This is a genomic window from Psychrobacter sp. 28M-43 (assembly GCF_014770435.1).
Taxonomy (GTDB): Bacteria; Pseudomonadota; Gammaproteobacteria; order Pseudomonadales; family Moraxellaceae; genus Psychrobacter.
On sequence record NZ_CP061739.1, the window covers coordinates 570498 to 588567 of the forward strand.

At 42.3% G+C, this 18070-nt stretch carries 14 protein-coding genes; 11 read left to right on the forward strand and 3 right to left on the reverse strand.

Translation table 11 applies throughout. The features are described 5' to 3' along the window. Nucleotides 1-19: 19 nt before the first annotated feature. The 6 genes from IEE84_RS02390 (at nucleotide 20) to IEE84_RS02415 (ending at nucleotide 5271) form a co-directional block, all read left to right on the forward strand. On the forward strand, nucleotides 20-1129 hold the full coding sequence (locus IEE84_RS02390) for a lipase secretion chaperone (protein WP_191114761.1): 1110 nt from the start codon (nucleotides 20-22) through the stop codon (nucleotides 1127-1129). Between the two features lie 355 nt (nucleotides 1130-1484). Then, entirely contained in the window at nucleotides 1485-1970 is a 486-nt protein-coding gene (locus IEE84_RS02395; RefSeq protein WP_191114762.1) for an META domain-containing protein, read from the forward strand. A gap of 304 nt (nucleotides 1971-2274) precedes the next feature. Next, nucleotides 2275-3246: a PD40 domain-containing protein gene (locus tag IEE84_RS02400; protein WP_191114763.1), complete on the forward strand. Its 972-nt coding sequence runs from the start codon at nucleotides 2275-2277 to the stop codon at nucleotides 3244-3246. Nucleotides 3247-3314: 68 nt separating this feature from the next. Next, complete coding sequence (locus IEE84_RS02405) at nucleotides 3315-3485, forward strand: DUF2256 domain-containing protein (protein ID WP_010196547.1); 171 nt, start codon at nucleotides 3315-3317, stop codon at nucleotides 3483-3485. Between the two features lie 45 nt (nucleotides 3486-3530). After that, complete coding sequence (locus IEE84_RS02410; protein ID WP_191115352.1) at nucleotides 3531-3677, forward strand: DUF2256 domain-containing protein; 147 nt, start codon at nucleotides 3531-3533, stop codon at nucleotides 3675-3677. A gap of 214 nt (nucleotides 3678-3891) precedes the next feature. Further along, nucleotides 3892-5271: a hypothetical protein gene (locus tag IEE84_RS02415; RefSeq protein ID WP_191114764.1), complete on the forward strand. Its 1380-nt coding sequence runs from the start codon at nucleotides 3892-3894 to the stop codon at nucleotides 5269-5271. Between the two features lie 222 nt (nucleotides 5272-5493). Here the strand turns inward: IEE84_RS02415 and IEE84_RS02420 are convergent, their stop codons facing one another. Then, nucleotides 5494-6423: a bile acid:sodium symporter family protein gene (locus tag IEE84_RS02420; protein WP_191114765.1), complete on the reverse strand. Its 930-nt coding sequence runs from the start codon at nucleotides 6421-6423 to the stop codon at nucleotides 5494-5496. Between the two features lie 199 nt (nucleotides 6424-6622). Then, nucleotides 6623-10279, reverse strand: a complete 3657-nt coding sequence (gene metH, locus IEE84_RS02425; protein ID WP_416383479.1) for a methionine synthase — start codon at nucleotides 10277-10279, stop codon at nucleotides 6623-6625. Nucleotides 10280-11004: 725 nt separating this feature from the next. Here metH and IEE84_RS02430 point away from each other — a divergent pair. Further along, entirely contained in the window at nucleotides 11005-11559 is a 555-nt protein-coding gene (locus IEE84_RS02430) for a fasciclin domain-containing protein (RefSeq protein WP_191114767.1), read from the forward strand. A gap of 422 nt (nucleotides 11560-11981) precedes the next feature. Then, a complete protein-coding gene (locus IEE84_RS02435; protein WP_057758535.1) occupies nucleotides 11982-12587 on the forward strand; it encodes a fasciclin domain-containing protein in 606 nt (201 codons plus the stop codon). 440 nt (nucleotides 12588-13027) lie between these two features. Here the strand turns inward: IEE84_RS02435 and IEE84_RS02440 are convergent, their stop codons facing one another. Beyond that, entirely contained in the window at nucleotides 13028-14575 is a 1548-nt protein-coding gene (locus IEE84_RS02440; protein WP_191114768.1) for an alanine/glycine:cation symporter family protein, read from the reverse strand. A gap of 956 nt (nucleotides 14576-15531) precedes the next feature. Here IEE84_RS02440 and IEE84_RS02445 point away from each other — a divergent pair. The 3 genes from IEE84_RS02445 to IEE84_RS02455 all read left to right on the forward strand — a co-directional run bounded on the left by IEE84_RS02445 (nucleotide 15532) and on the right by IEE84_RS02455 (nucleotide 18068). After that, the gene (locus IEE84_RS02445) at nucleotides 15532-16164 is read left to right on the forward strand and encodes a LemA family protein (RefSeq protein WP_101204949.1); all 633 of its coding nucleotides are present in this window, start codon (nucleotides 15532-15534) and stop codon (nucleotides 16162-16164) included. Nucleotides 16165-16287: 123 nt separating this feature from the next. Next, nucleotides 16288-17472 (forward strand): TPM domain-containing protein, encoded by a 1185-nt coding sequence (locus IEE84_RS02450; RefSeq protein ID WP_191114769.1) that lies wholly within the window; start codon nucleotides 16288-16290, stop codon nucleotides 17470-17472. A 71-nt stretch (nucleotides 17473-17543) separates the two neighbouring features. Further along, nucleotides 17544-18068, forward strand: a complete 525-nt coding sequence (locus tag IEE84_RS02455; protein ID WP_191114770.1) for a TPM domain-containing protein — start codon at nucleotides 17544-17546, stop codon at nucleotides 18066-18068. Nucleotides 18069-18070 lie beyond the last annotated feature (2 nt).

Genomic DNA, 18070 nt, shown 5'->3' on the forward strand with positions numbered 1-18070 from the left:
TGATTGAGAAATATCGTTTATGTCAAATAACCGCCGTCCAGTCTATGCAACAATTGCTATCATCGCCGTGGTTATCATTGCCACAGCGGCGGTTATTTTATGGTTCAAGCCTGATAGCAACGATGTAAATTCAACTTCAATCAAATCGTCCGTCTCTGATAATGAGAATATCGAGTCAGTGACAACTGAGTTGGCTGCGGGACAAGTCGTGAAAGCTACAACGACACCCAGCCAGTCTCAATCTGTCACAGGACTAGAAAATTTACCACGCTCATTAAAGGGTACCCAAATTGATGGTGAAATCATCATCGATGAAAATAAACAGTTAGTCGTCACTGAAGGTCTGCGGCGTTTGTTCGATTATTTTTTATCTGCCCTGGGTGAGGAAGAAGAAGCGGTTATATTTGCCCGTGTGGAGAGTTATATTCGTCATCACACACCAGAGCCTGCCGCTAGCCAAGCGGTCACTATTTTTAATCGATATGTTGCTTATCTTAAAGCACTTCCTGAGATAGAAAAGCGTTATGGTAATCTGCAATTACAAGCGACCAAAAATGGTGAGTTGGACTTGAACGCAGTTGCCCAACAAAAACAAGACATCGCTAATCTACGACAGCAGTACTTTGACAAGCCAACCATTACAGCATTTTTTGGCGCAGAGGATGATTACGATAGTTATAGTATAGAGATGGTCAGAATTGACCAAAATAAGCAAATGTCTGACGCACAGAAACAAGCTGCCCGTCAGGACTATATTAGTCGATTGCCAGAGAATGCTACTAAAAGCAATATCATGCAACAAGCCAATATTAGCGAGTTGATGACTCGCACTGAACAGATGAAAGCTCGCGGCGCAACGCCCGAGGAGTTATATAATATGCGCCGAGAGCTAGTAGGCGCACCAGCAGCAGAAAGGCTGGCACAAGTAGATCAAGAAGACGCTAATTTTGACCAACGCTTCACCCAGTATGAAACTCAAAAGAATCGCTTATTAAGTCAAGGTGTCGATGCCGCCCAAGCGCAAATTCAGATAAATCAGCTTGAACAGCAACTATTTAATGACACTGAGCGTAAGCGTCTGGATGGTTATGCAGCATTGCAACGTCAGCAAGCTGTGAATAATCCCTAATGACCGTCAATAATTACTGTCACTAGCTATCATTAATAACAATCAATAACCATCGTTGATACGGATGGATATAGTTAGCAGCTCACTTAACTACTGGCAAGAGCAAGTAGTCAGATATTTGCAAAGTAGTACAAAATGCATTCCGAATAACTACCCAGTTTATGATGACACCTCCCTGTGAGTCATGCACAATATTGCCATTGTTTAGAGCATTAAATAAAACAATAAATGAATCATAATAAATCTGAGCTTTTACTATGTTTATTAGAGCTTATCGCCTTTCTATTAGAGCTGATGGCTCATGCAGATAGGGTGTCTAGTAAAAGTATCGGGTGTAATAAAGCGAGGAGTTGAAATGAAGAATATGACTAAAGTAATGATGGCCGTGACATTGGCAGTTGGTACACTTGCTGCGGGTTGTCAGACGACGAACTTGCCTGCGCCAGTTAACCAACCAATCACTGCAGATGTCTTGCAAGCACACAACTGGCAGCTCGTTGATGCCAAACGCAGTAATGGTGATAAAGTAACGCAATTATTTTTTGACCCAGCCAAGCCGTTAACGTTAAATTTCATGAATGATAACGGTAGAGATTACGTGGCATTTATGAATACCTGTAATAGCATGGGTGCTGGATATAGCGTCGCAAATGGTGAAGTCGAGATTAAAAACGGCATCAGTACTATGATGGCATGTCCTGAACCGCAAGCCAGCTTTGATACTGCTGCCTTAGCCACTGTACAAGGTAAGTATAGCCTTAGTAAGAATGCCAACAATGTGCCGATCTTGACCATTAAAAACGATGATCAAGTCGCTTATTTTAAAGCCGTTGCGAAGTAGCTTAATGATTGAGTAAAAAGTTTGACTGGTTCGTGAACTTAAGCAATTAGAGTTACTTGTCTGAAGTTACTCATTTAAAATTGCTCATTTAAAGCTACTCTTCTTGAAACGCAAAATGCCTCGCTATTAAGTGGGGCATTTTTTTATCCAAAGTTTGACTCAGTTTAGACTACACTAGAGCAATAACCCTATAATACCTTTGATATCGTGAGATACTAGCTATGGCTTTGAGTCGGCAACAGTGACGATAGTTTTTTAATTATTCACAATACTTTTATCATTAGGATCTATTGGATACCACGCTATGTTTGAAACCATAAAAGTCATTACTACGATAGCTATAGTTACCGTCCTCACTGGCTGTCAGACATTACCTAATACCTCAGTAAAAAAGCCAACCAGTACAGTCGAGACCAATCCGCTGACTGCACGTATGCCAGCTATTGATCGCCGAGGATACATTGCCTACATAGAAGAGCAGGGCGTAGGTACGGCAAAAGTATCGTCACTCTATAGTATCCGTCCTGACGGTAGCGATCGTCAGCTCATCGATCAGCTTAATGGCTATATCTATGCGCCAGCATGGTCGGCAAACGGACAGCTGCTTGCCTATAGCAAACAAGCCCCGCGTGAGCATCCCAAAATTTATATTTATGATCGTAGTAGCAATACGCGCAACCTAGTGGTGAATGCTGAAGGCAGTAATATGTCAGCGTCATTCTCACCCGATGGTCAAGATTTGCTTTATAGCTCTACGGTCGGTGGTAATGCTGATATTTATAAGATGCGTCTGAGTGATGGCAATACTCAGCAGTTAACGACCCTGCCAAGTACAGAGGTACAGCCCAGTTATGCTGCTGATGGCAAGAGCTTTGTCTATACCAGTGATAAAGTCCGTGCTGGAAGACCGCGAATTTATCGTTATGACTTCGCTACGGGCAATGCGACAGCTGTATCAACAAATGGGTATGTGGCCAGTCCTCAGCTTAGCTTAGATGGTCAGCGTATGGCTTATCTAAATGGTCGTAAAGCGGCTGTCATGACCTTGACGACTGGGCAAGTGGTCAACTTGGCAGAAACAGGGCTTGATGAACCCGCACGTCTATCTCCCTCTGGCAATTATGCCGTCTATCCAACTCGCCGCTTGAGTGTGGGCGGGCAAGCAGCAGGCCAATCTAGTGGTAGTCTAGTTATCCATTCGCTGTCAGGCAATACCAACTATGCCATTAGTGGACAAAATGGTGGAGTCGTGCGCTCACCGATATGGGGACGTTAATGTATTAAACGTATATCGAAATTCTAATATTTAATTCAAAAATAAGATAAATCTGAGGATGAAAATGTATGGCGCATAAAAAGAAGAACGTTCGCAAAAAACTTTGCCCTGTCTGCGAGCGTGAGTTTAGTTGGACTAAGAAGCTTGATAAAAACTGGGAGAGCATGGTCTATTGCTCAGACCAATGCCGCCGTGTTAAAAAATATGAAGGGCTAGATCATCAAAAAGAAGATAAGTAGTCGTTAATAAGTAAACAGAGCTATATAGGAACAAAGGAGCAGATGATGGCACATAAGAAAGTAAACTTACCGCAAAAAACTTGCCCTGTCTGCCAGCACCCATTTACGTGGCGTAAGAAGTGGGAGAAAGATTGGGAGCAGGTGATTTATTGTTCTGAGCGGTGTAGAAGGAGTAAAGGGAAAAGTGATTAACATTAAGAGCTTACGAATAAACTACTAATTAGACAATCATATTAATGAAATATGAGCTTTAACTCTTGGTAAAAGTTTTGTATATTAATATATGTCATATATTGAATATTATATGATTTTGCGTTATAGGTTCTTTTTATATATCCGATATAACTTACTGCATTACAAGGAACTTATAATTTATGTCAGTAAAATAAATACAAGGATGTTTATTATGAAATACATATTCGCTTGTTTTTGCTGCTTTATTTTAAGTTCCTGTGCGACTATCCCTGATCAAGCCTATCATAAAATCAAATGCGCTGATGATACTGCTTGTTCTAAAGCAGAATTGGACGTAAAAATCAATCCAGTCACTAACATGGTTGTTAAAAATGGCTGGTCAGTGTTTACTAGCGAAGAAGTTGTGATTACTGACACAGATCAAATCAATCGAACTTCTTTTAACTCATTTTATTTAGAGTACGATGAAGAGGGTAAAAAATTTGAAGGCAATAGACAGTTAGATATTATCAAGCATGCTATAGACACTTCAGATAAGCCAGTTTATCTAGTAGTATATGTTCATGGTTGGCATAATAATGCGGACACTTCGAATAAAAAATCAAGTTTTGATACGACCGCTTTTCCATATCTACTTGCTAGGCGCAGCTATCAATATCCAGAAATGGACGTGATTGGGGTCTATGTAGGTTGGCGCGGTGCTAAGTATAAATTTACTCCTACAGCACTTTTAACACCACTTGATAGAGCTCGTGCAGCTGATTTTATTGGTAAGGAAGGAGAAGTACGAGACGACTTAGTAGATTTAGTTAATTACGTTGAAAAAAGTGCTCACTCAGGCTATTCATTGATTATGGCACACTCTTTCGGTAGTAGGTTATTGTCTCAAGCATTCATGGATGATCTAGCCAATACAAAATCTATTGCTGACTGGCCTTTAGGAAGACAGTCACTACTTGTTAATCTTAACCCAGCAATAGGTGCAGATGCATTTGATGAAATATACAGTGACATGCCTGGACTTGGGGAGAATTTACAGCGACCTCTATGGATAAATCTAACTTCTAAAGATGATGATACTGTCAAAAAAATATTCCCAAACGCCCGTTTCCTCTTACAAGATCTAAGTGGTAAGCCTTACTCAGGGGTGAATGATACTATAGGTCATTATATGCCTTATCTTTCTCATGAGGTTACTGTTCATAACAAGATAGATAAGAATGCTGAATGTAATTTCATTAATGAAGAACAAATTCTGAATAATGAAAAGCCTTGGTTTGAGATACCTGTGAGAGTTGGGGAAGAAGTCGTATGTGCTACGCGCCATTTGTACTTAAATAAACAATCTAGAAATAACGAGTCTCGTTATTACACAACAGTCTTGAGACCTTTATATGAAAACCCTACGAAGATCACAGAAAGAAATTTAGGATATATGTGGAATTTTCGAGTAGATGAAAGCTTAATTGACCATAGCGATTTAGAAAAAGAACATAGTAAAAACGGTAAACATAATGCCTTTGTGCAGACGACTCTTGGTCGTATGCTTGATGATATGTTGTTTACTCCACCAGAAAAGCCATTAGGTTGACATGGTTCGTATATTTAATTTTCCTTTTTAAAAAGACGCTTCCCAAAATGCGAAGCGTCTTTTCTTATGAATATATCAATGTAAATTACAAATTCGGATTTAACCATTTCTCAGCAGTCTTCATATCCCAGCCTTTACGCTCAGTATAACTCTTCAACCGATCACGGCTTATTTTACCGATATTAAACCACTTATACTAAGATACAAGCAATAAATCCCCATCTACTTAGCATCCCGCTTAGCAAAAATATTAGCAACCAACGCACCACTAAAGTTATGCCATACACTAAATATTGCACTAGGTAAGGCTGCGACAGGATTGAAATAAGTTGCCGCAAGGGCAGCGCCCAGACCAGAGTTTTGCATACCCACTTCCACCATAATGGCGCGGCGCTGTTTTTCCGTAAATCCAGACAAGCGCGCGATTCCATATCCTAAGGTATAACCCAGCATATTATGTAGAGCAACGACTATAAAGACGATCGCACCACTATCTAAGATGGTTGCTTTAGACACGGCGACCACTGCCGCGATGATAATTGAGATACCCAATACCGATATCATCGGCAATACCTCGGTGACGAACTCGATTTTTTTACCCAAAAACTTATGAAAGATAACACCCAGTAATATGGGCAAGATAACGATTTTCGTAATGGTCATCATCATACTGGCTAGGTCGATATCGATCAGCTGACCAGCAAATACATTTAATAGAATCGGGGTCAAAAAAGGCGCAAGCAGGGTAGATATAGAGGTAATCGCCACACTCAATGCAACATCACCTTTGGCTAAGAACGTAATCACATTACTAGAAGTACCACCCGGGCAACAACCAACCAAAATAACGCCGACTGCTATTAAAGGATCAAGGTTGAAAATGACCGTTAATAGGTAAGCGATCAAAGGCATGAGCGTGAATTGTGCTAATAGTCCAACCAGTACAGGCTTGGGGCGTTTGACAATCTCTAGGAAATCTTCCGTTTTGAGCGTCATGCCCATCCCAAACATAATGATGCCAAGTATAGGAACGATCAAAAAAGCCAACGAGGCAAAAAATTCAGGAAAAATAAATCCCAAAACAGCACTGACCAATGCCCAAATTGCAAAAGTTTTGCCAATCCAACTAGAAAGTAATGCAATCTGATTCATAGCCTGTCTCAAAATAATAAAGTAGACAATAATCTAGCATGGTTCTTGTCAGTAAATGATAAAAGTATTTTGCTATGAACGTAGCGATAAGTTTGCTGAGGGTAGGCAAAATAGAATGCCATAAAAAATGGCTTACCCATATTAAATGAGTAAGCCAAAAAATAACTATCAGGTTTTTATAATTGCATTAGCCAATCGACTATAAATTTGGATTTAACCACTTCTCAGCCGTTTTCATATCCCAACCTTTACGATCAGCATAACTCTCTAACTGATCACGACTGATTTTTCCGACGTTGAAATACTCACTATCAGGATGTGAGTAATAGAATCCGCTGACCGATGATGCAGGCCACATCGCATAGCTTTCGGTCAACGTCGTACCGATTGCATCGACCGTACCAAGCCAGTCGAACAATTTGCCTTTTTCAGTATGCTCAGGGCAAGCAGGGTATCCAGGTGCAGGGCGGATGCCGACATATTTTTCTTTAATCATCTCATCATTGGTGAGTGACTCGGTCGGCTGATAGCCCCAGTACTCTTTACGGATGAGCTCATGTAGATGCTCGGCAAAGGCTTCAGCTAAGCGGTCAGACAGTGCCTGTACCATGATGGCATTATAGTCATCGCCTGCTGCTTTATATTGCTCAGCAAGCGCTTCTGTACCGACGATTGAGACGGTAAAGCCGCCTAAGTGATCGGTATGCGTCTCTGATGGCGAGATAAAGTCTGCCAAGCTAAAGTTTGGCTTACCACTTGCCTTGTCGCTTTGCTGACGTAAATGCTCAAACTGATACGCTGGGCTGCCACCATTTTGTGGGTCATTATCATATACAGTCACGGTGTCTGCGCCAGTGCGGCGAGCAGGCATGAGTTTAAACACCCCTTTGGCTACGATCGATTTCTCATCAATCATCTTTTGTAGTAACTCTTCGGCATTTTCAAACAGATCACGAGCTGCTTCACCGACCACATCATCTTGCAATATTTTTGGGTATTTACCGGTCAGACCCCAAGAGATGAAGAATGGTGTCCAGTCAATATAAGGCAGCAAGTTGGCGATTGGATAGTCATCCAATATGACTTGTCCTAGCTTATTTGGCACTGGTGGCACATAGGTTTCCCAATCATACTGAAAGCCAATCTTGACCGATTCGGCATAGGTGACTTTGGCGGCTTTTGGTTGACGCTTAGCCAGACGCTCACGCACTTTAATATATTCTTCACGTGTCTCATCGATGAGTGCGTGACGATGCTCTTTTGATAGCAATTTGGTCACCACGCCGACTGAGCGCGAAGCGTCCGATACATAGATGACGCCGTCGTTTTGATATTGTGGCTCGACCTTGACAGCAGTATGCGCTTTCGACGTCGTTGCACCGCCGATCATTAATGGTAGTGTCATGCCGCGCTCTTGCATTTGCTTGGCGACATAGACCATCTCATCGAGACTTGGAGTAATTAGACCAGACAGACCGATGATATCAACTTTCTCTGCGATGGCAGTATCGAGGATTTTTTCACATGGCACCATGACGCCTAGATCGACGATATCATAGCCATTACAGCCAAGCACCACACCGACGATGTTTTTGCCGATATCATGTACATCGCCTTTGACGGTTGCCATTAGGATTTTACCTTTGACTTCGCCTTCGACTTTTTCCGCTTCGATATATGGGTTTAACCATGCGACAGATTGCTTCATCACGCGAGCAGATTTTACGACTTGCGGTAGGAACATTTTACCTGCACCAAATAGGTCACCGACGATATTCATACCGTCCATCAGTGGCCCTTCGATGACTTCTAGCGGTTTGGGGTATTTCTCCCATGCTTCTTTGGTGTCCGCTTCGATAAAAGTCGTCACGCCTTTGACCAGTGCATGGGCGATACGTTCTTCTACTGTACCTTCGCGCCAGCTCATATCGATAGTACTGTCTTTTTTCTTGCCGCCATCTTGGTAATTTTCAGCGACGGTCATTAGACGTTCAGTCGCATCTTGACCAGTTTCACCTTGATTGCGGTTGAGCATGACGTCTTCGATAGCGTCACGGGCTTCCTTTGGAATATCATCGTACAGCTCAAGCATGGCTGGGTTGACGATACCCATGGTCAGACCGTTTTTGATCGCGTGGTATAAGAATACGGAGTTAATCGCTTCACGGATTGGGTTACCGCGGAAACTAAACGAGACGTTGGATACGCCGCCTGAGACCATGGCGTTCGGTAGGTTTTCCGTAATCCAACGTGTGGCATTGATAAAGTCAGCACCGTAGTTGTTATGCTCGGTGATACCTGTGGCGACGGCAAAGATATTTGGGTCAAAGATAATATCTTCTGATGGGAAGCCCACTTCGTTGACTAATACATCATAGCTGCGCTTAGATATCTCAATCTTGCGCTCGTAAGTGTCAGCCTGTCCGTCTTCATCGAATGCCATAACGATAATCGCAGCACCATAACGCATGCATAATTTGGCACGTTCAACGAACTCAGCATGACCTTCTTTTAATGAGATAGAGTTGACGACCGATTTACCCTGCGTACGTTTCAGACCTTCTTCGATAATGTCCCATTTAGATGAGTCGATCATCAATGGTACACGGCTAATGTCTGGCTCGCCTGAGACCAAGTTGACGAAGTGAATCATTGCCTGCTTGGAGTCGAGCATGCCTTCATCCATATTGATATCGACGATCTGCGCGCCGCCTTCGACCTGATCGCGCGCGACATCGAGTGCTTCGGTATAGGCTTCGGTTTTAATCAAGCGTAGGAATTTTTTAGAGCCTGTGACGTTGGTACGCTCACCGACATTGACAAACAAGCTATCAGAATTGATGGTAAATGGCTCTAGACCTGATAGTCGGCAGGCAGGCGCTATCTCAGGAATAACACGCGGTGGATAATTCGCCACGACTTTAGCAATTTGACGGATATGCTCAGGCGTCGTACCACAGCAGCCGCCCACGATATTTAGGATACCTGCTTTGGCAAACCCTTCGAGTAGGGCAGCCGTTTCTTCAGCGGTTTCATCATACTCACCAAACTCATTGGGCAGACCAGCGTTTGGATGCGCAGAGACGTAAGTATCAGCGATGTTTGACAATGTCTGAATATGTGGACGCAGCGCATCAGCACCTAGCGCACAGTTAAAGCCAACAGATAGAGGCTTGGCATGGCGGATAGAGTTATAAAATGCCTCGGCCGTTTGACCAGATAGCGTGCGACCTGACGCGTCGGTAATCGTACCCGAAATCATAATTGGCAATTCAAAGCCAATATCGTCGAACACACCAGTGATCGCAAATATCGCCGCTTTGGCATTTAGCGTATCAAAAATTGTCTCAATCAAGATGATATCGACGCCGCCTTCTATCAGGCATAAGGTCGCTTCACGGTAGTTGAGTACCAACTCATCAAAGGTAATATTACGAAACGCAGGATCATTGACATCAGGCGATAGCGAACACGTACGTGACGTCGGGCCCACGACACCCGCAACGAAGCGCGGTTTTTCAGGCGTTTTTGCGGTAAATTCATCAGCAGCTTCTCGAGCAATCTTGGCCGCCGTCCTATTCAGTTCTGGCACTAGGTACTGCATGTCATAGTCAGCCATCGACAGACGCGTACCATTAAAGGTATTGGTCTCGATGATATCAGCGCCCGCTAACAGATGATCGTGATGAATGTCTTTAATCATGTGCGGCTGAGTCAGTACCAGTAGGTCGTTGTTGCCGCGTACATCTTGGTCGATATCAGCAAAACGCTCACCACGATAATCCGCTTCTTCTAGCTTATAGGTCTGAATCTGCGTACCCATGGCACCGTCTAACATCAAAATGCGTGATGCCATCTGCTCAGTGATACGTGCACGAGCGGTTAGCTGCTGCTCTTTAAATGGAAATACAGCAGGTGGCGTTAATATAAAGTCATTAGCGGATGAGGAACTAGAGGCGGTATCGGTATGAGAATCGTTTGGTGAGGTCGTCGTTGGAATCATAGGTGTGCTGCTTATATCGTAATTATTAAAAAAAGAAGGAATAACAAACCAGTAGCGTGCAGAGTCTCATTAAGAGGGCCGCAAATTTGCATTATTTTAGCATGAAAAGTTTGCTACAAAGGGATACTGCATATTCCTCTTTGGCAATAGATAAATAAGAGGGGAGCTAAGTAACAAAGCAAGGTATTAGAGTCTATTTCATAAAGCAGATACGCACAAATGAATATCATTTCGCTAAGGGGTTACATAAAGCTTTTCTTTTGCAAATGAAAGCCAACGGGAATGCTCAGAAGTCAGACAGAATTTACACCCATACCACAAAAAATTGCGCAAAGGCAGGTTGATAAAGATTGCTTACATGTTAATTTAATTTCAGAAATACAAGGTCTTAGTAAGTCCTACTTATAAATACAGGCTCATTTATTAGCAATAACTGGTACTAAGAGTAAGAGTATTAGTGTTAGCAGTACACTATGGTGAGCAAATGGCATTAGCAGGCAAGATGATCTGTAAGACAGTAATATCATAGTTGAAACAATACCAACGTCAAAGAAATTTAAATCATTAAGGAAAATGTTATGAAACTTACTAAAATTGCCACCATCGGTACATTGGCTATCTCAATCGCAGGTCTGAGTGCTTGTAATAATATGATGCCAGCGAAGACAGGTGATATGAAAGCACCGATGCACAGTCAGAGTATGGCTAAGATGAATGTTGTACAAATTGCCCAAAGCAACCCTGATTTTTCAGTATTGGTAGAAGCGGTACAAGCAGCAGGCCTAGCCGATATGTTGTCTGATCCTAATGCTCACTATACGGTATTTGCTCCAACCAATGCTGCCTTTATGCAAGCATTGCAAGAAACAGGTATGACCAAAGCACAGTTATTTGCCAATAAGCCATTATTAACCAAAGTATTGGGTTATCACGTAGTCGCTGGTGATATGGCTATGTATGCCAAAGATGTGAAGCCTGGTAACGTAATGACTGCTAGCAAAGACACGCTAATGGTGACCAAAGAAGGCAAACTAATGGATGAAAACGGTCGCACAACAAACATCGTGAAGACTGACATCGCTGCCAACAATGGTGTCGTCCATGTAATCGATAGAGTATTGTTGCCTAAATAAGTATTAACTGAGGCATACCAACTGTATTTACTATAAGACTAAGCAGCCATTGTTTGTGATGATTTCATTATCAGACAATGGCTGTTTTAGACTTTAGAGCTTTATCTATATAAGTTTCTGTTTAGGTTTAAATTTTAAAACAGACATCTAAAAGTAGTTAATCAACAGCATTTTGTCTTGAACATCGCAATAACTGATATACAAGCAAACAATGCTATATACGTGATTGATACAGTGTTGCTACTTAAGTAAATACCATTTAAAAATTAAACAGTTAGACTGAGAACTATCAATATAACGGCCTAAATAATATGACTAAGTAATTGATAAATTTATTAATCATTGGTCGCCATTATATTTATCGAAAGTTATTAATTTAAATAAATCCCTTAATCAATTATTTATCCAAAAAGGAATTACCTATGTTAAAGAAGAACTTGTTATCTATCGCAGTTGTAACCGCAGCCATGTCACTAGCAGCGTGTAACGATACTGAAACTGTTGCAGAGCCAACTGAACCAGAAGCCACTGAAGAGATGGCAGTTGAGCCAGTTGCTGAGACAGAAGCTGTTGAAGCAGAGCCAATGGCCGAAATGGATATGGAAGCGACTCAAACTATTGCTGAAATCGCAGCAGAAAACGAAAACTTAACTATCTTAACCGCTGCGCTACAGGCTGCTGGTCTTGATACTATGCTAATGGAAGAAACCAAGCATACTGTATTTGCTCCAACTGATGATGCGTTTGCGCCAGTACTAGAAAAACTAGGCGTGACTAAAGAAGAGTTATTGGCCAATACAGACTTGCTAAAAACGGTTCTTCCTTACCATGTACTAGCAATGGAAGTTAAAGCGGCTGATATCCCATACGGTACTGAGATCGAAACAGCGAACGGTAAAACCATTACTATCAGTGAAGACAATGTGATTACTGATGCTACTGGTAATACAGCAAATATCACTGGTACAGATATCATGGCAACCAATGGTGTGGTCCACACTATCGATGCAGTACTAATGCCTGAATAAGCTATTTCTTAGTTTGTAGGTCTTGAATCTACAAGTTAGTTAAAGGAAGCCTAGCCATCGTGCTAGGCTTTTTTACGTCTATGAATTAAAAATAGGGGAACTGTGGCTTACCTATACTGGTACGACGACATAATTAAAATAAGGTTATAAAATACCAAAACAAGCTCCGTAAAGAAGTAAGCTTTATAAAGAAGACAGGCAAAAGATAAAGTGACCGTCATACATTACTTAAAATACAGGTTAACTTTAAAAGATAAAAGGGTGATTTTAAGGTGTTGAATCAGCTTATTAGATCAGCTCGTATGAACGTGAATTTTGATATTTTTTCGGTAAGCTATTCTGTAGCAGTGTATAAAATTAACCAAACAAAAAAGCCCGAGAACATGGTCTCGGGCTTTTTTTTATTCAATAAGATTAAGTAGCAATCTTATTAAATTGATTTACACTTTATCTTTACGTAATGGATCAGAGTTCATGCTTTTTTGCTGTGCCAGATGACGCTCTTCCCAATACGGTGCGTTTTTGATACCGAATTTAGCAGGATCAAAGCTATAGCGAGTTACGCCAGCTTTGCGCTGAGCTTCATAGTCTTTAAGCATAGTAAGGGTTGGACGAGCCACGATGAAGATGACAAGAATACCAACAATGTTAAGCCAAGCCATAAGACCAACACCGATATCACCGATTGCCCAAATATAACCAGCTGAGTTTAGACCACCATAAGCAACCATCGCCATGATAAGAACTTTCACTAGGAATAGACCAGTTCTGTTCGCACTACGACCAAGGAAGCGTGTTAAGTAAGCCACGTTTACTTCAGCGATGTAGTAGTAAGCCAGAATTGTTGTAAAGGCAAAGAAGAATACAGCGATTGCGATAAAGGCATTACCAAACGTACCGTATACAGATTCCATTGCCATTTGCGTGAACGCAGGAGCATTGATTTCAGTAGTAGCAGCAACGTTCTGTACGATGAATTGACCATCTGGTAGCGTACCTTGAATGTTGTACATACCAGTAGATAAGATCATGAATGCAGTAGCAGAACATACTAGTAATGTATCAACATATACTGAGAATGCCTGAACTAGACCCTGCTGTGATGGATGCTCAACTTCAGCAGCAGCAGCAGCGTGAGGACCCGTACCCTGACCAGCTTCGTTAGAGTAAATACCACGTTTTACACCCCAACCGATAGCAGCACCAAAACCTGCTTGTGCAGTGAATGCATCACCAACAATCATACCAAACACATCTGGAATCAAGCTGAAGTTGCTGAACATGATGATTAGCGCTAGGGCAATATAACCTAATGCCATGAAAGGTACTGCAAACTCAGTGAAGGTTGCAATACGCTTAATACCACCGAAGATGATGATACCTAGCACGACTAAGATGATAGCCAAGCCGACCAAACGCATAGAGCCAACTTCTAGGCCTGCAACGTTCATGATCGTACCTTCGCCCATTACCTGTGCAAATGCACTGATAACACCGTTCGCCTGTACACCGGGTAAGAACATACCACATGATAAAATAGAAGCGATTGCGAAGAGGATGCCGTACCACTTTTGACCAAGGGCACGTTCAAAGTAATAAGCTGGGCCACCGCGATATTCGCCAGTTACCACATCTTTTTCTTTATAAATTTGAGCAAGAGTAGATTCGACATAGGCTGTAGATGCGCCTAGGAAGGCTACGATCCACATCCAGAAAACGGCACCTGGGCCACCGAAGCCGATAGCAGCAGCTACCCCAGCGATGTTACCCATACCCACACGACCGGCGAGTGAGACGGCAAGTGCCTGAAATGATGAGATACCCTGTGCACTAGATTTACCAGTGAATAGGAGTTTGATCATCTCACCGAATAGACGTACTTGTACAAAGCGCGTCATAATGGAATAGAACAGACCGGCACCCAAGCAGAGATAAATCAGCGCTGGGCTCCAGATAATTCCATTTACTAAGTTAACTAAACCTTCCATATTTATGTTCCTAGTACTGTCTCAAGGTGGCACTGTTTGCTAGGAGTAAACTAACTGGTTAACTTACTTATTTAAGTTAAGCAGTTAAAGTCTCTGCATCGACTTATTTATTGTCTAAGTCTCATGTGCTTGGCCACCAAGAATGGACTGTAGTTGTCTGTATTTACCCGCGTATTTCATCAGTAATACGGACTATTTGCATAGCGCTTATCACTGACAATATAAATATCAGCTGCGTTTACTATTATTCTACAACCTCAACTACTGCGGTCTTCTATCATCATGTTAGATATCAGATGAATCATAAGTTGACCGGCGGATAAAACAGGCGGTTATATAATTAAATATCCATCACCATGATGGCATTCAACTTACTATGAGCTGTCTTGAATGAATACATGACTGGTATGGCGAATTGACAGTATTTAGCGATAATTTGACAGTTAATTGATGTTTTTATTAAGAAATTAACAACTCGCTAATACTAATCAAACTATAAGTCCACTACCAAATGTATTCAAACCGTACGGCTACGTAACTGCAATTTGCCATATTTTTGTACTAATTACTAGAAATTTCTTTATAGACGGTAGATATATTCGTATTTTATTTGGCTGATACATTAGCAAGATTTGGATTATATATAAATAATTGTTTGTACTTACATAACATTTATTCTGATAGCGCTAGACTGCTAGATTTTTGCTCTATATCTATCATGATAAAAACGCGTTATCGTTAACGCTATGCGGTTGTGTTTTGGTAACGACCAATTGTAAAAAGCCGTATATAACGCCATCATTAGGACAACTTCTTTTGATATCATGCTGATAGAGTAATGCGCAGATATACAGTATATAAAGTGCATGACTGCCGTATGAATACCAAGAAAACTTAAAAATATTAAAAACGTGGTACTGGATATTTGTTATTTATCATTATTAGGAGAATCAACAATGACGCGTAAATCTATTATGAAGCCGATGTTGCTAGCCGCTTTATTGACAACTTCTACAGTTGGTCTAAGCGGCTGTGGCTACAATAACCTGCAAGCACAAGATGAGCAGGTCACTGCTTCATGGTCAGAAGTGGTTAACCAGTATCAGCGCCGTTCTGATTTGGTGCCAAACTTAGTCAAAGTCGTACAGCAGTATGCCGAGCAAGAGCAAGAAGTCTTCACTCAAGTGGCAGAAGCTCGCTCACGTGCGGGTGGTATCACGGTAACGCCAGAAGTGCTTAATGACCCAGAAGCGATGGAGCGTTATGCAGCAGCGCAAGAGCAGATGACGGGGGCGTTGTCACGTTTGATGGCAGTGTCTGAGCGTTATCCTGATCTAAAATCAGATGCACTGTTTCAGGATTTGCAAGCGCAGTTAGAAGGTACTGAGAACCGTATTGCTGTGGCTCGTAACCGCTATATCCAAGAAGTGCAGGGATACAACACAACGGTACGTCAGTTCCCAACCAACATCACTGCAAAAGTATTTGGTATGGATACTAAGCCCAACTTTAGTGTGGCCAATGAAGAGGCAATTTCAACCGCACCAAGTGTTGATTTTGGCGACTCTGCAGAAAAGTCAGCTGAATAAAATTTAGAGTTAATGTGACGACAGAGCAGCATAGGCAGCTCTGTTCATTTAGCTAATAGTTCAATGATGATTAGTTAGAGTCTATCAATTGGTAAAGATGTTATCTGAGGTGGTATAGATTAGATGAATAATTCAAAAGCAATCTTATCAGCATTACTGTTTACGTTAGGTGTCGTCAGCGTGCCTGCATTGTACGCTGCACCCAATGATACAGCGGTGGCGACAGATAGCACCTCGGATCTGCAAAACCGTAGTGTCGAAGAGTTGGTGGCCGTTGCTAAAGCAGGCGAGTCTAACGAAGCAATCAATGATGCTGTATTAAATAACGATGCTATTAATGGGGCAGTGCTCGGCAACGACGCTATCAATCAAAACGCAGATAACCAAAGCACAGCAAATGATACAGCCAATGCCCAAACAACCGCTCAGCCACCTGTACGCTCCAGTGCCGAAGGTGTTGACGCTGATAAGTTGATACTCAATGAACCAGTCGTTGATCAGGCCAATATCTTAAATCCTCAAGAGAAGCTACGTCTAGAGGCGCAGCTTAGAAGTATTTATCAGCAGGGATTAGCACAAGCAGCGGTGGTTATCGTACCAACTACCAATGGCGTACCAATATTTGATTATGCCTTGCAAGTTGCTGAAAAGTGGGAGTTGGGTGATGAAGCTATCGATGATGGTCTGCTAATTGTGGTCGCTGTTAATGATCGTGATATGTATATCCTAACGGGTTATGGACTAGAAGGTGTCTTACCAGATGCGGCAGTCAACCGTGTCATTCGAGAAGATATCACGCCGTTATTTAAGCAAAATAACTATGGTGCAGGGATAGTCGCTGGCGTTGAAGCGCTTAAAACACGCTTAACTGCTGATCCTGAAGTCTTAGCCCGTGCTGATGCACAAGCCGCAGAACGTACTGCACAGCAAAGCTCAGACGAGCTGCCATCACCTATTTTCTTATTTATCATGGCGATGATTTTTGGTAGCTTTATTACTAATATATTGGGCCGAGTATTTGGTTCTATTATTACCGCTGGCGGGTTTTTTGCAGGTTCGATAGCCTTAGGTGGCGGCTTCTTTATGACGCTGATTATGGCAATATTCATCTGGATGTTTTTGATCTCACGCGGCGGTGGCGGTGGAAAAGGCGGCGGCGGTAAAGGTGGGCGCAGAGGCGGCATGATTTTCTTACCGGGTATGGGCGGCGGTAGTGGAGGCGGCTTTGGCGGTGGTGGTTTCGGAGGAGGCGGCTTTGGCGGCGGCGGCGGTGGTTTCGGCGGCGGCGGCGCAGGTGGCTCGTGGTAAGTATTCCACATACGCAAACAAGATAAACTCTACATAACCATCGAAAACGACGTACTTGAGGAAATAATATAATGGTAGAAGACAACGCTTCAAACCCCAGTTTTGCCCGCTGGTGGCGTCAAGTTTTGTTCGTCCCTTTATTACATAGTAAGTGGCTGACAACAGAATCCAAGGCACGCCTAACAGATGCTGTTACAAGAGCTGAGCGTGGACATCGTGGTGAGGTGTTCTTAATTGTAGAAAACCATCTGCCTATCCAAGAAGCTTATCGCATGAACTGCCGTGAGCGTGCAATTGATTTGTTTAGCGAATATCGCGTCTGGGACACGGAAGAAAATACGGGCGTCTTGATCTATGTCAATATATGCGAGCGTAAACTAGAGATTGTCGCAGACCGAGGTATCAGTGCCCATGTGAGTCCAACGGTATGGAATGCAATGTGCGAAAAGGCAGTATCTGGTATCGCTACCCAAAAGACAGAAGAGAGCTTGGCTGATTTGTTGGATGAAGTGGGGCAGGTACTACGTCAGTATTATCATTTAGAGCATGATCCAGAAGGCAATGAGCTGTCTGATACAGTGGTATTTTTAAAGTAGTT

What these genes read in the sequence shown, in the direction of transcription:
- IEE84_RS02390 (WP_191114761.1), top strand. Translation starts at nt 20, where the DNA reads ATGTCAAATAACCGCCGTCCAGTCTATGCAACAATTGCTATCATCGCC.
- IEE84_RS02395 (WP_191114762.1), top strand. Translation starts at nt 1,485, where the DNA reads ATGAAGAATATGACTAAAGTAATGATGGCCGTGACATTGGCAGTTGGT.
- IEE84_RS02400 (WP_191114763.1), top strand. Translation starts at nt 2,275, where the DNA reads ATGTTTGAAACCATAAAAGTCATTACTACGATAGCTATAGTTACCGTC.
- IEE84_RS02405 (WP_010196547.1), top strand. Translation starts at nt 3,315, where the DNA reads ATGGCGCATAAAAAGAAGAACGTTCGCAAAAAACTTTGCCCTGTCTGC.
- IEE84_RS02410 (WP_191115352.1), top strand. Translation starts at nt 3,531, where the DNA reads ATGGCACATAAGAAAGTAAACTTACCGCAAAAAACTTGCCCTGTCTGC.
- IEE84_RS02415 (WP_191114764.1), top strand. Translation starts at nt 3,892, where the DNA reads ATGAAATACATATTCGCTTGTTTTTGCTGCTTTATTTTAAGTTCCTGT.
- IEE84_RS02420 (WP_191114765.1), bottom strand. Translation starts at nt 6,423, where the DNA reads ATGAATCAGATTGCATTACTTTCTAGTTGGATTGGCAAAACTTTTGCA.
- metH (WP_416383479.1), bottom strand. Translation starts at nt 10,279, where the DNA reads ATGGCATCACGCATTTTGATGTTAGACGGTGCCATGGGTACGCAGATT.
- IEE84_RS02430 (WP_191114767.1), top strand. Translation starts at nt 11,005, where the DNA reads ATGAAACTTACTAAAATTGCCACCATCGGTACATTGGCTATCTCAATC.
- IEE84_RS02435 (WP_057758535.1), top strand. Translation starts at nt 11,982, where the DNA reads ATGTTAAAGAAGAACTTGTTATCTATCGCAGTTGTAACCGCAGCCATG.
- IEE84_RS02440 (WP_191114768.1), bottom strand. Translation starts at nt 14,575, where the DNA reads ATGGAAGGTTTAGTTAACTTAGTAAATGGAATTATCTGGAGCCCAGCG.
- IEE84_RS02445 (WP_101204949.1), top strand. Translation starts at nt 15,532, where the DNA reads ATGACGCGTAAATCTATTATGAAGCCGATGTTGCTAGCCGCTTTATTG.
- IEE84_RS02450 (WP_191114769.1), top strand. Translation starts at nt 16,288, where the DNA reads ATGAATAATTCAAAAGCAATCTTATCAGCATTACTGTTTACGTTAGGT.
- IEE84_RS02455 (WP_191114770.1), top strand. Translation starts at nt 17,544, where the DNA reads ATGGTAGAAGACAACGCTTCAAACCCCAGTTTTGCCCGCTGGTGGCGT.